General features: G+C 52.4%; 11 protein-coding genes and 1 riboswitch. Of the genes, 7 read left to right on the top strand and 4 right to left on the bottom strand.

The window, feature by feature from the left end; translation table 11 throughout:
• Positions 1 to 54: 54 nt before the first annotated feature.
• Positions 55 to 2,937 (top strand): hybrid sensor histidine kinase/response regulator, encoded by a 2,883-nt coding sequence (locus tag CGC65_RS06900; RefSeq protein ID WP_007036771.1) that lies wholly within the window; start codon positions 55 to 57, stop codon positions 2,935 to 2,937.
• An 8-nt stretch (positions 2,938 to 2,945) separates the two neighbouring features.
• Here CGC65_RS06900 and ribH read toward each other — a convergent pair whose 3' ends face one another.
• The 4 genes from ribH to ribD form a co-directional block, all read right to left on the bottom strand.
• Positions 2,946 to 3,473, bottom strand: a complete 528-nt coding sequence (ribH, locus tag CGC65_RS06905; protein ID WP_002565411.1) for a 6,7-dimethyl-8-ribityllumazine synthase — start codon at positions 3,471 to 3,473, stop codon at positions 2,946 to 2,948.
• 70 nt (positions 3,474 to 3,543) lie between these two features.
• On the bottom strand, positions 3,544 to 4,761 hold the full coding sequence (locus CGC65_RS06910) for a bifunctional 3,4-dihydroxy-2-butanone-4-phosphate synthase/GTP cyclohydrolase II (RefSeq protein WP_002565410.1): 1,218 nt from the start codon (positions 4,759 to 4,761) through the stop codon (positions 3,544 to 3,546).
• A 91-nt stretch (positions 4,762 to 4,852) separates the two neighbouring features.
• Complete coding sequence (locus CGC65_RS06915) at positions 4,853 to 5,533, bottom strand: riboflavin synthase (protein WP_002565409.1); 681 nt, start codon at positions 5,531 to 5,533, stop codon at positions 4,853 to 4,855.
• Positions 5,515 to 6,618: a bifunctional diaminohydroxyphosphoribosylaminopyrimidine deaminase/5-amino-6-(5-phosphoribosylamino)uracil reductase RibD gene (gene ribD / locus CGC65_RS06920; protein WP_002565408.1), complete on the bottom strand. Its 1,104-nt coding sequence runs from the start codon at positions 6,616 to 6,618 to the stop codon at positions 5,515 to 5,517. Before ribD ends, CGC65_RS06915 begins: the two co-directional genes overlap by 19 nt.
• Before the next feature lie 259 nt (positions 6,619 to 6,877).
• A riboswitch (FMN riboswitch) is annotated at positions 6,878 to 6,992 on the bottom strand.
• Positions 6,993 to 7,151: 159 nt separating this feature from the next.
• Here ribD and CGC65_RS06925 point away from each other — a divergent pair.
• The 6 genes from CGC65_RS06925 (at position 7,152) to CGC65_RS06950 (ending at position 15,468) form a co-directional block, all read left to right on the top strand.
• Complete coding sequence (locus tag CGC65_RS06925; RefSeq protein WP_002565407.1) at positions 7,152 to 7,787, top strand: cytidylate kinase-like family protein; 636 nt, start codon at positions 7,152 to 7,154, stop codon at positions 7,785 to 7,787.
• A 113-nt stretch (positions 7,788 to 7,900) separates the two neighbouring features.
• Entirely contained in the window at positions 7,901 to 9,151 is a 1,251-nt protein-coding gene (locus CGC65_RS06930) for a peptidoglycan-binding domain-containing protein (protein ID WP_002571884.1), read from the top strand.
• A 346-nt stretch (positions 9,152 to 9,497) separates the two neighbouring features.
• On the top strand, positions 9,498 to 10,343 hold the full coding sequence (locus tag CGC65_RS06935; protein ID WP_002565326.1) for a MarR family winged helix-turn-helix transcriptional regulator: 846 nt from the start codon (positions 9,498 to 9,500) through the stop codon (positions 10,341 to 10,343).
• A 226-nt stretch (positions 10,344 to 10,569) separates the two neighbouring features.
• Entirely contained in the window at positions 10,570 to 11,643 is a 1,074-nt protein-coding gene (locus tag CGC65_RS06940; protein ID WP_002565325.1) for a carbamoyl phosphate synthase small subunit, read from the top strand.
• Entirely contained in the window at positions 11,643 to 14,861 is a 3,219-nt protein-coding gene (gene carB / locus CGC65_RS06945) for a carbamoyl-phosphate synthase large subunit (protein ID WP_002565324.1), read from the top strand. Before CGC65_RS06940 ends, carB begins: the two co-directional genes overlap by 1 nt.
• A gap of 142 nt (positions 14,862 to 15,003) precedes the next feature.
• On the top strand, positions 15,004 to 15,468 hold the full coding sequence (locus CGC65_RS06950; RefSeq protein WP_002565323.1) for a RidA family protein: 465 nt from the start codon (positions 15,004 to 15,006) through the stop codon (positions 15,466 to 15,468).
• The last annotated feature ends 34 nt before the right edge of the window (positions 15,469 to 15,502 follow it).

Genomic DNA, 15,502 nt, shown 5'->3' on the forward strand with positions numbered 1-15,502 from the left:
TGGGGCCGCAGCTGGTCCAGGATGCCGGATGCTTCAGATTAGGGGAGGATTTAAATGAAAAAATGGTCATCAGAAGAAGTAAGGGAGTTTGCCAGGCGCATTCTTTCTTCGTATTTCTGTGAGAATGATGTGGAACTTCTCATATCCACATTTGCGGATGATATCATATGGCTGGGCGGTGGAAAGATGCAGAAGGCAGAGGGACGTGATGCCGTGGCCGCCTGGTTTAGGGAAGGAAAGGATGAGCTGTCTTCCTGCAATATGTTTGATGAGCAGTACGAAGTCATGGAGATGGGAGCCGGCCTGTGGCTTTGTGAGGGTGTCAGTGAGCTTGAGTCCAGGGAGGGAACAGGCGTGTATATCAGGACACAGCAGAGAATTACCTTTATTTTCCGGGAAAAGGGTGAGGCGCTGGAGACCATTCATATCCACAACTCCATGCCGTTTGGTGAAATACAAGAGGATGAACTGTTTCCGGCGGAATCAGGAAAGCGTACTTATCTGGAGCTGGAGGGGGAGCTGCGCCGGCGTGAGCAGAAATACATACAGCAGGCCCGGTTCCTGAGCCAGCTGTACAATTCAGTGCCCTGCGGCATTATACAGTTTGAGAGAGGGGAAGGGCACCGGATTGTAAATGTGAACCGGATGGGGTGGGAGCTCTACGGATATAGCTCCGAGGAGGAATACAGACGTGAGGTAAAGAATCCCTTTCAGATGGTGCTGGATGAAGACAAGGAGTGGATTGAGGGCATTATAGGGGGACTGGCGCTGAATGGGGATACGGCATCTTATATACGCCATACCTTCAGCAGAGATGGGAAGCAGATATGGATCAGCGTCATCATGGGCCGTATTGTCAATGCGGACGGCCAGGAGGTTATACAGGCTGTCTTTACGGATGTGACGGATATAAAACAGCTGGAGTTGGAGCAGGAAAGGCAGCAGCTCATAGAGAACCGTTCACTCAGGGCGGCGATCTGTACGGCCTATCCCCTGATTATGAGCCTGAACCTGACAAAGGATATTTATAATTGTTTTATAGAGGACCAGGACGCTTGTCTGTCCGGGCGCTGTGGAAGCTATACGGAGATGATAAAGGGGGATATTCCCGATGTGTATCCATCCTATCGGGAGGATTTTGAAACGGCCTTTGCCAGAGAGAACGTCCTGGCCAGGTTTGCCGCCGGAGAACGGGACATCTACATGGAGTTTCAGAAGATGGGAATGGACGGCAAGTACCACTGGCTGTCTGTGCAGATTATTTATGTGGAGAATCCCTTTAACGACGATGTGCTGGCCATTGAACTGGTGAAGGTGCTGGACAGCCAGAGGGCGGAGCAGGCCCGGCAGGAGCAGCTGCTGCGGGATGCCCTGGCATCGGCCAAGGCTGCTAACCAGGCTAAATCCGATTTTCTGTCCAGAATGAGCCACGACATCCGCACACCCATGAACGCCATTGTGGGTATGAGCACCATCGGGCAGCTGAAGTTAGATGACAGAAGAAGTGTCCAGGATTGCTTCTGTAAAATTGACGCTTCCTCCAGGTACCTGCTCTCTTTGATTAATGATATCCTGGATATGTCTAAGATTGAGACCGGTAAAATGGAGCTGGCCCACGAATACTTTGATTTTACGGAGCTGATGGACGAGGTGAATCAGATTATATATCCCCAGGCGGAAGAGCGGCAGATTGAGTATGTGATTTACCACAGCGAGCCTTTGGAGCAGTTTTATATAGGAGATCCGCTGCGCCTGAAACAGATTCTCATGAACCTGCTGTCCAATGCGCTGAAATTCACACGGGCAGGAGGAAGGATTCAGATTCAGATTGAGGAGCAGAAGCGGACCAATGGATTTTCCTATCTGAGGTTCCAGGTGAAGGATACAGGAATCGGGATGTCCAGGGAGTTCCGCAGCCGCCTGTTCATGCCGTTTGAACAGGAGGCGCCGGAAACAGCCCGCAACAACATTGGAAGCGGTCTGGGTCTTTCCATTGTATATAATCTGGTCCAGCTCATGGGCGGCAGCATTGAGGTGGAAAGTGAGAAAGAAAAGGGATCCGTATTTACGGTCACACTGCCTTTTAAACTGGCGGAGGATGACCAGGAGATGGAGCGCCAGAGAAAGAAGCGGGAGCTGCTTCAGGGCCTGGCCGTGCTGGTGGTGGATGACGACCCGCTGGTGGGCAGCCAGGCCACATCCATACTTGAGAAGGCCGGGGCCCAATCCCTCTGGGTGGATTCCGGTTTCAGGGCTGTGGAGGAGGTGCAGCGTCTGCTGGAAGAGAACAGGCATTACGATATTGCCATGATCGACTGGAAGATGCCTGATATGGACGGTGTGGAAACAGCCAGGCGCATTCGGGCTTTAGTTGGGCCGGATACCACCATTATTATGATATCCGCCTACGACTGGAGCCGCATCGAGGATGAGGCCAGAAATGCGGGGGTAAACTGTTTCATTTCAAAGCCGTTGTTTGGGGGTACCATATACGATGCTTTTGCCCGGGCAGTGAACCGATCAGAAGAGAAGGGGGCTGAAAAGGAGCGGGAGGACTTTTCGGGCTGCCGGGTGCTGCTGGCAGATGACAACGAGCTGAACCGTGAGATTGCCAGAACCCTTCTGGAGATGCGGGGCATGGAGGTGGAAACCGCAGAGGACGGCCAGGAGGCAGTGAACCTGTATAAGTCCAGAGGGGCCGGATATTTTTCCGCTGTGCTCATGGATATACGCATGCCCCGGATGGACGGACTGGAGGCCACCAGAACCATCCGCGCCATGGAGGATGAGAACACGGACAGAATTCCCATACTGGCCATGACGGCCAATGCCTTTGAGGAGGATAAGGCCAGGGCCTATGAGGCAGGCATGAACGGTTATCTGGTGAAGCCTCTGGATATGGAGGCAGTGCTGGATGAGCTGAAGAAGCATTTATAAGCAGCGTGCTATTGGCGGCAAGGTTCCTCCTGGACGAAGGGTGTGACGGATAAGCTGTTATCCGCCGTTCTTTTGTCCAGTTCATGTATCAGATTTACCATCTCGATGGCTCCCGCAGCGCAGTCATAGCCCTTGTTGCCTGCTTTGGTCCCGGCACGTTCAATGGCCTGCTCAATGTTTTCAGTGGTCAGCACGCCGAACATAACCGGGATTTTGGCGGCAAGGGATGCCTGGGCAATGCCCTTGGAGACCTCGCTGCACACATAGTCATAGTGGCTGGTGCTGCCACGGATTACGGCGCCCAGGCATATGACGGCGTCATACCGTCTGCTGGCAGCCATGCGGGAGGCGATGAGCGGTATCTCAAAGGCGCCCGGAACCCAGGCCACGGTGATATCGTCCTCCGGCACCTCATGGCGCCGCAGGCAGTCCAGGGCGCCGGACAGAAGCCTGGAGGTAATGAATTCGTTGAAACGGGAGGCGACAATGCCTACCCTTATTTTTTTAGGAACAAGTTTTCCTTCTAATATATACATGGCGGATTCTCCTATTCTGGATAGATGGCAGTTTCTTAATAATGAAGTTTCTCAATAATGAATCAGGTTTTTAATAGTGCATCAAATGTCCCATGCGCTGCTCCTTTGTCTTTAGATAGAACAGATCATGAACCGTTGGCGCCATCCGGATAGGCACCCGTTCTTTGATTTCCAGGCCAAAACCCGAGAGCTGGTATACCTTATCCGGGTTATTGGTCAGAAGCCGCAGGCTCCTGGCTCCCAGGTCTCTTAATATCTGTGCTCCTATAAAATATTCCCTCAAATCCCCCGGAAAACCCAGAGCCAGATTGGCTTCCAGGGTATCCATGCCCTGGTCCTGAAATTCATAGGCCCGGAGTTTATTGAGAAGCCCGATGCCCCGGCCTTCCTGGCGCATGTAGAGGAGAACTCCCCGTTCTTCCTGCTCAATCCGGGCCATGGCAGCGGCAAACTGCTGTCCGCAGTCGCAGCGCAGGGAGCCAAAGGCGTCGCCGGTCAGGCATTCCGAGTGGACCCGGCATAACAAGTCCCGGCCGTCCCCGATCTCTCCTTTTACCAAAGCTACATGATGTTCCCCGTTCAGCAGGTTCCTGTAGCCGTAAGCTTTAAAGGTGCCGTAACGGGTTGGCATATGGGTGACGGCAGCGCATTCCACAAGCTTATCGTGCTGTTTGCGGTAGTTCTGGAGAGCCTTGATGGTGGTGATTTTCATATTCCATTGTCCGGCCAGCTTAAGGAGCTGGGGCATCCGCATCATGGTTCCATCCTCCTTCATGATTTCACAGCAGAGCCCGCATTCACTGAGACCGGCCAGGCGCATCAGGTCAACGGTGGCTTCGGTATGTCCGGCCCGTTCCAGCACTCCGTTTTTTCTGGCTGCCAGCGGAAACATGTGGCCGGGACGCCGGAAATCCTCAGGCCGGGACCGGGCATTTACACACTGTCTGGCCGTTACGCCCCGTTCGGCCGCGGAAATGCCGGTGGAGGTGCTTATGTGGTCAATGGAAACAGTAAAGGCTGTCTCGTGGTTGTCGGAATTGTGGGATACCATCTGGGGAAGCTTAAGCCTTGTACACAGTTCCGGGCTCATGGGCATGCAGATAAGGCCTTTGCCGTGCACTGCCATGAAATTCACGTTTTCCGTGGTTGCATGTTGGGCGGCGCAGATAAAATCGCCCTCATTTTCCCTGTTTTCATCGTCTGTCACCAGTACGATTTTTCCCTGGCGCAGTTCGTCCAGTACTTCTTCTATGGTGCTGAATCCTTTTATGGTGTTGAATCCTTCCATGGTGCGATAAATCCTCCTTGTTTTTAATGGGGACAATTCAGGTGTCCTGTTTTTAATGATTCGTTTATTTGCTGTCCGGTACTGGCGCCGCTCAAAATCCATATTGTTTGAGCAGTTCCGGCGTGATTCGGCTGCCGGTCCCCGTGCTTTTGCTGTCCACCCCTTCTGTGCAGTGGAATGGCGGGGGGATTTTTATGAATTTTTCGATATATTTCCCCACACAGTCGTTTTCCAGATTGACCACGCAGCCTGGTTTCAGGGTTCCCAGAGTGGTACAGAAGGCTGTATGGGGAATCAGGGATACGCAAAAATCCTGATCCCTTACCCGGGCAACCGTCAGGCTGACTCCGTCTATGGCAATGGAACCCTTTTCGATGATGCGGCGCAGGATGGACGGGTCAGAGCGGACGGTGTACCACAGGGCGTTGCCGTCCCGGGCAATACTCACAATGGTCCCGGTGCCGTCAATATGGCCTGACACAATATGTCCGCCGAACCTGCCGCCTGCCGTCATGGCCCGTTCCAGGTTAAGGGGACTTCCCGCGGGAAGACGGGCGAGATTGGAACGCTTCAGGGTTTCAGGCATTACATCCGCATAAAAACAGCCGGAATCAAAGGAATATGCGGTAAGGCAGACACCGTTGACGGCAATGCTGTCTCCTTTTTGAATGTCCTCCAGGACTCTGTCTGCTTTGACGGCCAGGCGGGAACCGGATAAACCGCCCTGAACAGACATCAGGATTCCGGTTTCCTCTATGATTCCTGTGAACATGGCATCAACTCCCCTTCGATAAGAATGTCCTGGTCCAGGACCGTGATTTTGGTCTTTCCCAGGGAAAAGCCCTGGTATGGGAATTCCACCCCTCTGCCTCCCACAGGTGTTTTGGCGGTTGCGCCTCCAAAGAGTCCGGGGGAAATATAGGCCTGCACTCTGTTTACGATTCCCTGGTTCAGGGCGGACCAGTTGAGGGTGGAACCGCCTTCCAGCAGGACGCTGTCAATGCCCATCTGTCCCAGGCGTTCTGTGAGGGCATTCAGATCCACGCGTCCCTCACGGGGCGGAAGGAGGAGGATTTCACAGCCCTTTTCTTCATAGGGAAGCCATGCTTCCCTGTCAGGACAGCAGGTGGCCAGTATGGTCCTGGCCTGGGAGCAGGTGGCAGCGACCTGGGAATCCGGCGGTGTGCGAAGCTGTGAATCGCAGATAATCCGCACCGGATTCCTGGTATCCGGGAGACGGCATGTAAGCAGGGAATCATCGGCCAGTATGGTTTCCACACCGCACATGACAGCAGAATACCTGCTTCTGTCCTCATGGACCCTTCGGCGCGCTCTCTCCCCGGTAATCCATCGGGAATGCCCGGCAAAGGTGGCTGTCTTGCCATCCAGTGTCATGGCATATTTCATGATAACAAGGGGCCGGCCGGTCTTTATGTAGTGGAAGAATACGTGGTTGAGTTCCCTGCATTCTTCTTCCAGAATACCTTCTGTCACTTCAATGCCGTTGGCTACTAAGATTTTGGTGCCCTTGCCGGATACCATGGGATTGGGATCTCTTGTGCCTATGACCACCCGGCGGATGCCGCTTTCTATGATGGCATCCGTGCAGGGCGGGGTCTTGCCGTGATGGCAGCAGGGCTCCAGGGTTACATACAGGGTTGCGCCCCTGGGAGATTCGGTCAGGGATGCAAGGGCATTCCGCTCTGCATGGGGCCCACCGAAATAAAGGTGGCTGCCCTGTCCGATGATACGGCCCTCCCTGACAATGACAGCACCCGCCATGGGATTGGGGCTGACCTTTTTGCAGCCCTTTCTGGCCAGTTTCAGTGCGATGGACATGTAATCAGAATCGTTCAATGCGGTGCCTCCTTTACAAATGATGGGACACGCATGGCGCAGCCATGGCCTGTCCCCTGGTTCATAGCTGTAAAAAACAGCTATAAAAAATGCCTTGAACCGGTATCGTTCAAGGCAGAAAATATAAAACCCAAGGCACAGTTTCTGTGCCATATGGAGGGCATGGGGGTGGGAGGTACACAAAAGCCCTGGAATGATAGTTCATTCCAGGGCACTTTCAACCAGCCACAAAAAGCGCATAAGCGCGTCCATGTCATCGTTCCATCTTCTTTCATCCAGACTGTACTGTCGGCTTCGGAGTTTCACCGAATCATGCCTTGCGGCTCGTGGGCTGTACCACCGGTAGGGAATTGCACCCTGCCCTGAAGATATTATTCAATTGAGTGTTATTATAAGCACTGTGCGGCGGTATGTCAAGAAGGATTTTTGGAATAACGGTTAAATCTCAGGGCGCATTGTGCTATAATGAAACCATGAAAGCAAACCATGGAAGCAGGCGTGGGCCTGCGCTGTCAGAACAGGAGGATGGGCGTATGAAGGAAGGAAAGAAACTCATTGTGACCATTGGCAGACAGTACGGCAGCGGCGGCAGTGAAATCGGCGCCAGGCTGGCCAAGGAACTGGGAATCCATTTCTATGACAAGAATATCCTGCGCATGAATTCAGACCAAAGCGGTATCAAGGAGAGCTATTACTATCTGGCAGACGAGAAGGCGGGAAACAAGCTTTTGTATAAGATTATCAAGAGCCTGACCCCGGAAAAGGGAAGTCCTTCCTTTGGCTCCGACCTGGTGTCGGCGGACAATCTGTTCCGGTTCCAGTCCGAGGTTATACGAAAGCTGGCGGCGGAGGAGAGCTGTGTTATCATGGGGCGCTGTGCCGACTATGTGCTGGAGGGCGCGGAAGGTCTGGTAAGAGTATTCCTGTACGCGGATATGGAATACCGGGAAAAGCGAATCAGCGATCTGGGCTATTATGAGCCCAGGGATATCAGGAAGAACATCAAGCGCATTGACAGGGAGCGGAGGGATTACCACCGGTACTACACAGGCCGCGACTGGGAAAATGTGGAGAACTACGACCTGATGCTGAACACGGCATCCCTGGGAACAGAGGGGGCCATGGAAGCCATACGTGCCTATTTGCGGATTAAGGAATATGAGCTGTAGCGTGCCGGAACCTGCCCCTAAGCTGCACTTTTCAGGTTTAGGGGAAAATACATGCATATAATAGGCTGGGCCGTATTATATTTAGGTAATGAAAAGAAACTGCGAGGTATTACATGGCAACCAATCCAGAACGGACATCCAGTGGACTGCTGCAGATTAACGTAATCAACATACAGAATAATTTTCCCATACAGAACGCCAGGGTCACTATCAGCTATAAAGGAGAACCGGACCGCACGGTGGAGCAGCTGACCACCAACAGTTCAGGCCAGACAGAGCAGGTGCAGCTTCCGGCGCCCCCTGTGGAATACAGTCTGGAACCAAGCATTATCCAGCCCTATTCAGAATATAACCTGATGGTGGAGGCAGAGGGCTTTGAGCCTCTGGCCATATCAGGCACCGAGATACTGGCCCAGGCCACGGCCATACAGCCGGCAGTCATGACACCGGTTGGCGGGGAAACACCTCCCGAAGACCCGGTGGTGATACCGGATCATACCCTGTACGGGAATTATCCCCCAAAGATAGCGGAACCAGAGATAAAACCAGTGAACGAGAGCGGGGAAATCGTACTCAGCCGGGTGGTAGTGCCTCAAACCGTGGTGGTCCATGACGGGGTGCCAACGGACAGTACGGCCAAGGACTATTATGTGCCCTACAGGGACTACATAAAAAATGTGGCATCCAGCGAAATATATTCCACCTGGCCCAGGGCCACCATAACAGCCAATGTGCTGGCAATCATGTCCTTTACCCTGAACCGGGTATACACTGAGTGGTACAGGAACCAGGGCTATGATTTCACCATCACGTCCTCCACTGCCTTTGACCACAAGTGGATATATGGAAGGAATATATTCGAGAGCATCAGCCTGATCGTGGATGAGATATTTGATAACTACCTGTCCCGTCCGGGTGTGAGACAGCCTATCCTGACCCAGTACTGTGACGGGCGCCAGGTCCAGTGTCCGAACTGGATGACACAGTGGGGGTCATGCTCCCTTGGAGAGCAGGGCTACAGTCCCATTGAGATTCTGCGTCATTTTTACGGGGACAGCATTTATGTAAACACAGCGGAGCAGATATCCGGGATACCGGCCTCCTGGCCTGGCAGCGACCTGACCATAGGAAGCTCCGGGGATAAGGTGCGCCAGATGCAGGAACAGCTGGATGAGATAGCAACGGTTTATTCGGCCATTCCCAGGGTGACGCCCGACGGGATATACGGTTCCGGAACAGCGAACGCGGTGCGGGAATTCCAGTCTATCTTCGGACTGCCCCAGACAGGAGTGGTGGATTTTGCCACATGGTATAAAATATCGCATATTTATGTGGGAATTACCCGGATTGCGGAATTAGTGTAATAATCTGATTTTGCAGCATGATGAAAAAGAAGTGAAAGGTATGATGGCCCCCGGTGCTGCCGGGGGCTTGTTTTTAATTGCGGCGGGCTTTTTTGGCGGGTGGGGGTGGGGGTGGGGGTGGATATGACCGGACAGGAAAAATTAAAATTAATTAACAAGGTACCTTGACAAAAAGAAAAAACAGGAGTAAGATATAAAACACAAGGTACCTAACTAATTAATTAGTTCGTCAGACCATATAGGAACCGGATGGCATTTGAGATAATATCTAAGATGACAGATGAAGTAAAAAATCAGATGGTTGTGATATGGATTGGCGGCATCAGCGAGATAAGGAGAGAACGATATGGACGAGAATAGAAATGAAATGGACAAGATGGAAAATACCAATCATGCCGGCAATAGCAGCAATAGCAGCAATGCCAGCAATGCCAGCAATACCAGTAATGCCGGCAACACCAGTAATTCTAATAATGATACCACCCAGGACTACTGCCCATGCTGTCCCAACCATTGTCAGGCAGACGCCCTGGAATGCGGAAAAGGAACACGGTACTTTCAGGAAAACCCCAGCGAGGGTGAACACTTTCGGGAGCATCATCATGGACAAGGCCATGGGTTTCATGGAAGATGTCCCGGACATCTTAACCGGGAAGACATGTCCCTGGAGGATATCCTTTTGTACCAGTTCCGTTCCTGTACCCACTTTTTCCGTTACGGAATGGGCGGAAAGACAGGCCAGCAGAGAATACTGGCCATGCTGGCGGAAAGGGGAATCATCACACAGCGGGAGCTTCAGGACATGCTGGGAGTGCAGTCAGGTTCCCTCAGCGAGATTCTCAATAAGGTAGAAACGTGCGGTTATATCATGCGCAGGCAGAATGAAAGGGACAGGCGCCAGATGAATCTGGAACTGACAGATTCAGGAATGGAGGCAGCCCGGAATTTCAGGGAAGAACATATGAAGAAAGCCAGAGCCATGTTTGACGGGCTGACAGAAGATGAGAAAAAGCAGCTGTCCTCCCTGTTGGAGAAGATGATGGAGCACTGGCCCCGGATGGAGGAAGGAGGAGCCTGCGGACAGGGGGGTGGCAGCCGGTTCGGCAGGAGAGGTTTTCCGGGAGCAGACAGAGAACACGGGACAGAGGACCGGCGCCGCGGAGGAAGGATGGGAGGCAGACATTCCCTATAAAAAGCAGACATCAGAGACAAGGGCAGGGCGCATATTTTTGGTCCTGTCCTTGTTTCGTCCGGTCTGTATACTGCCCTCTTTGTACTAAAAAAAATTTGATTATCACAAAAAAATTTAGCTCCTAAAGTCATTGCAAATTCATATGAAATACAGTATAATCTTTACAATTTGGGCTGAGGTCACATGGCCCTTAAGCAAACACATAAGAAAGGACAGGTACCCCCATATGAAAGCATACCTCATACTGGAAGATGGAACTGTGTTCACCGGGACCAGCATTGGTTCTGAACGTGAAGTCATCAGTGAAATCGTGTTTAACACGTCAATGACCGGTTATCTGGAAGTGCTGACCGATCCGTCCTATGCAGGACAGGCCGTTGTCATGACATATCCCCTTATTGGCAATTATGGAATCTGCCATAAGGACATGGAGTCAGCAAAGCCCTGGCCGGATGGCTATATTGTAAGAGAATTATCAAGAATCCCCAGCAATTTCAGAAGCGAGGATACCATTCAAAACTTCTTAAAAGAACACGACATTCCCGGTATCTGCGGTATCGATACAAGAGCCCTTACCAAAATATTAAGAGAAAAAGGCACCATGAACGGTATGATTACTACAAAGGAATATACCGATTTTAGCGAGCCCATTAAGCGCATGAAGGAGTATACCGTCACAGGCGTGGTGCTTAAGACCACCACTAAAGAAACATACGTCCTTCCCGGAAACGGTAAAAAGGTTGCCCTTCTGGACTACGGCGCCAAGAGAAACATTGCCCGTTCCCTGAACCAGAGGGGATGTGAGGTAACGGTTTATCCGGCTGACACACCCGCAGAAAAAGTGCTGGCAGGAAAACCTGACGGCATCATGCTCAGCAACGGCCCCGGGGATCCAAAGGAAAATACAGCCATCATACGGGAAGTGAAAAAGCTTTATGAATCAGATGTGCCTATCTTTGCCATCTGTCTGGGACACCAGCTCATGGCCCTGGCCAACGGCATGGATACCCATAAATTAAAATACGGACACAGAGGCGGAAACCATCCTGTGAAGGATTTGGAGACAGGAAGAGTATATATTTCTTCCCAGAACCATGGCTATGTGGTGGATACGGACAATCTGGACCCGACAGTGGCAGTCCCCGCATTTGTCAATGTAAATGACAGCACCAACGAGGGTTTAAAGTATGTGGGCAAGAATATCTTCACGGTGCAGTACCATCCGGAAGCATGCCCCGGACCCCTGGATTCAGGTTACCTCTTTGACCGTTTCCTTAAAATGATGGAGGTGAATGACTGATGCCAAAGAATCCTGATATCAAAAAAGTACTGGTGCTTGGATCCGGCCCCATTATCATCGGACAGGCGGCAGAATTCGATTACGCAGGCACCCAGGCCTGCCGTTCCCTGAAGGAAGAGGGAATTGAGGTTGTGCTTCTCAACTCCAACCCGGCAACCATCATGACAGACAAGGACATCGCGGACCGCGTCTATATCGAGCCCCTTACCGTGGAAGTGGTGGAGCAGCTTATATTAAAAGAGAAGCCGGACAGCGTGCTGCCCACCCTGGGCGGACAGGCAGGTCTTAACCTGGCCATGGAGCTGGAGGATGCAGGTTTCTTTAAAGAACACAATGTGCGCCTGATCGGCACCACGGCCCTGACCATCAAGAAGGCCGAGGACCGCGAGATGTTCAAGGAGACCATGGAGAAAATCGGTGAGCCTGTGGCTCCCTCTGATATTGTGGAGGATGTAAAGCATGGTCTGGAGATTGCCGAAAAAATCGGCTATCCTGTAGTGCTTCGTCCCGCATACACTCTGGGCGGTTCCGGCGGCGGTATTGCCGCCAATCCTGAACAGTGCGCTGAAATACTGGAAAACGGACTGCGCCTTTCCCGTGTGGGACAGGTGCTGGTGGAGCGCTGCATCGCCGGATGGAAGGAAATCGAGTACGAGGTGATGCGCGACGGCGCAGGCAATGTAATCACGGTTTGTAATATGGAGAACATTGACCCTGTGGGCGTCCATACAGGAGACAGCATTGTGGTGGCTCCCTCCCAGACCCTGGGGGACAAGGAGTACCAGATGCTCCGCACCTCTGCCCTCAACATCATCAGCGAGCTGGGAATCACCGGCGGCTGCAACGTGCAGTACGCCCTGAATCCGGACAGCTTTGAGTACTGTGTTATCGAGGTAAATCCCCGTGTAAGCCGTTCATCGGCCCTGGCAAGCAAGGCAACGGGATACCCCATCGCCAAGGTGGCTGCCAAGATCGCCCTGGGATATACCCTGGACGAAATCAGAAATGCGGTTACAAAGAAAACATATGCCAGCTTTGAGCCCATGCTGGACTACTGCGTGGTAAAGATGCCAAGGCTGCCCTTTGACAAATTCATCAGCGCAAAGCGCACCCTGGGCACCCAGATGAAGGCCACAGGAGAGGTCATGAGTATCTGCACCAATTTTGAAGGCGCTCTCATGAAGGCCATCCGTTCTCTGGAACAGCATGTGGACTGCCTGCTGTCCTATGATTTTACGGACCTTTCCGACGAAACACTGGAAGAAGAATTAAACAGGGTGGATGACATGCGCATCTGGAGAATTGCAGAGGCGCTGCGCCGCGGATTCACCTATGAGCAGATACACGACGTCACTAAAATTGATTTCTGGTTTATTGACAAGCTGGCCATTCTGGTGGAGATGGAGGACGCCCTGAAGGCAGTGGGCTCAGGAGAAAAGAGTCTGACGGCAGAGCTTCTGGCAGAGGCCAAGAGAATCGAGTATCCCGACAATGTAATTGCAAGGCTTACGGGAACCTCCCAGGAGGATATAAAGAAGCTGCGCTATGACAACGGTATCCGCGCGGTTTATAAGATGGTGGACACCTGCGCCGCTGAGTTTGCGGCCGAGACACCTTACTATTATTCCTGCTTCGGAGGTTTTAACGAGGCTGAGCAGACCACCGGGCGCAGGAAGGTGCTTGTTCTGGGTTCCGGCCCAATCCGTATTGGACAGGGAATTGAATTTGACTTCTGTTCTGTCCACAGTACCTGGGCATTCAGCAGGGAAGGCTACGAGACCATTATTGTCAACAATAATCCGGAGACCGTCAGCACGGACTTTGATATTGCGGATAAGCTGTATTTTGAACCCCTTACCCCGGAGGATGTGGAGAGCATCGTGGATATTGAGAAGCCGGACGGCGCAGTGGTGCAGTTCGGCGGACAGACAGCCATCAAGCTGACGGAAGCCCTGATGAAGATGGGAGTTCCCATTCTGGGTACGGCTGCAGAGGATGTGGACGCGGCAGAGGACAGGGAGCGCTTTGACGCCATCCTGGAGCAGTGCAATATTCCAAGGCCCGCAGGACATACCGTATTTACGGCCGAGGAGGCAAAGGAAGCAGCCCATAAGCTTGGATATCCGGTGCTGGTGAGGCCATCCTACGTGCTGGGCGGACAGGGTATGCAGATTGCCATAAGCGATGAGGATATCGACGAATTCATCGGCATTATCAACCAGATAGCCCAGGAGCATCCGATTCTGGTTGACAAGTATATCATGGGCAAGGAAATAGAGGTGGATGCCATCTGTGACGGCACCGACATTCTGATTCCCGGTATCATGCAGCATATAGAGCGTACCGGTATCCACTCCGGCGACAGTATCTCCGTGTATCCGGCCCAGGACATCACCCAGCACAATATCGACACCATAGTGGACTACACTGAGAAGCTGGCAAGAGCCCTCCACGTAAAGGGCATGATTAATATTCAGTTCATTGTGGACGGTGACGACGTATACATCATCGAGGTGAATCCCCGTTCCTCGCGGACGGTTCCCTATATCAGCAAGGTTACCGGCATCCCCATCGTGCCGCTGGCAACCCGGATTATCTGCGGCCATACCATCCGGGAGCTGGGCTATAAACCGGGATTGCAGCCCGCAGCTGATTATATAGCCATCAAGATGCCTGTGTTCTCCTTTGAGAAGATTCGGGGCGCCGACATCAGCCTTGGGCCTGAGATGAAGTCCACCGGCGAGTGTCTGGGCATTGCAAAGACGTTCAATGAAGCGCTCTATAAAGCATTTGAGGGAGCGGGAATCCGTCTTCCAAAATACAAGAAAATGATTATGTCCGTGCGCCACAGCGACCAGGAGGAGGCCGTGGATATTGCCCGCAGGTTTGCTGCTGTGGGATATCAGATATTTGCCACCAGGGGTACTGCACGGACACTGAATAAGAACGGTGTAAAGGCTTACGAAATCCGCAAGCTGGAGCAGGAATCTCCCAACATCCTGGACCTGGTGCTGGGACATCAGATTGACCTGATTATCGACATTCCGGCCCAGGGCGCGGAGCGCAGCCATGACGGTTTCATCATCCGCCGCAATGCCATCGAGACAGGCGTCAATGTCCTGACCTCCCTGGATACGGCCAATGCGCTGGTAACCAGCCTGGAAAACCGGGCCAAGGAGCTGACCCTGATTGACATTGCCACGGTAAAGAACGCGTAAGGCAATGAAAAGGAAATCATAGAGAAGAACGTGTTTAACGAAATGGCTTGTGCCGAAGGCGCTGGGTATGGTGGTTCGTCTGCTGTATGCAGCGCCTTTGCATAAAGAATGCAGAAAATATAAAAATAATAAGGAGAAGGTTATGAAAGTAGAACAGAAATTGCGGGAAATGGGACTTGAACTTCCTGAGCTGCCAAAGCCCAACGGATTGTATGCACCGTCAAGAAGAGTGGGGAATCTGATTTATATTGCCGGTCAGACGCCGGACATCCATGGAGTGCGCCAGGTGGTGGGCGTTGTGGGGGAGGATTTGACCATAGAGGATGGCCAGAGGTCCGCCCAAATATGCGCCCTTAATATTCTGTCTGTTCTGAAGGCGGAACTGGGCGATTTGGATAAAGTAAAACAGTTTGTACAGATTATCAGCTATGTGCGCTGCGCCAAGGGATTTGGAAATCAGCCGCAGGTCATAGACGGGGCCAGCCGGCTGTTCCGGGATTTATATGGAGAAGCGGGAATCGCGGCAAGACTTGCCATTGGAGCCAATGAGCTTCCGGGGGGCAGCGCCACCGAAATACTGGCTGTGGTGGAAGCAAAGGAGGACTGACACCGGACAGGAGCCTGCAAAGAACAATGAACTG

Source organism: Enterocloster bolteae (assembly GCF_002234575.2).
In the GTDB taxonomy this organism is placed as follows: Bacteria; Bacillota; Clostridia; order Lachnospirales; family Lachnospiraceae; genus Enterocloster; species Enterocloster bolteae.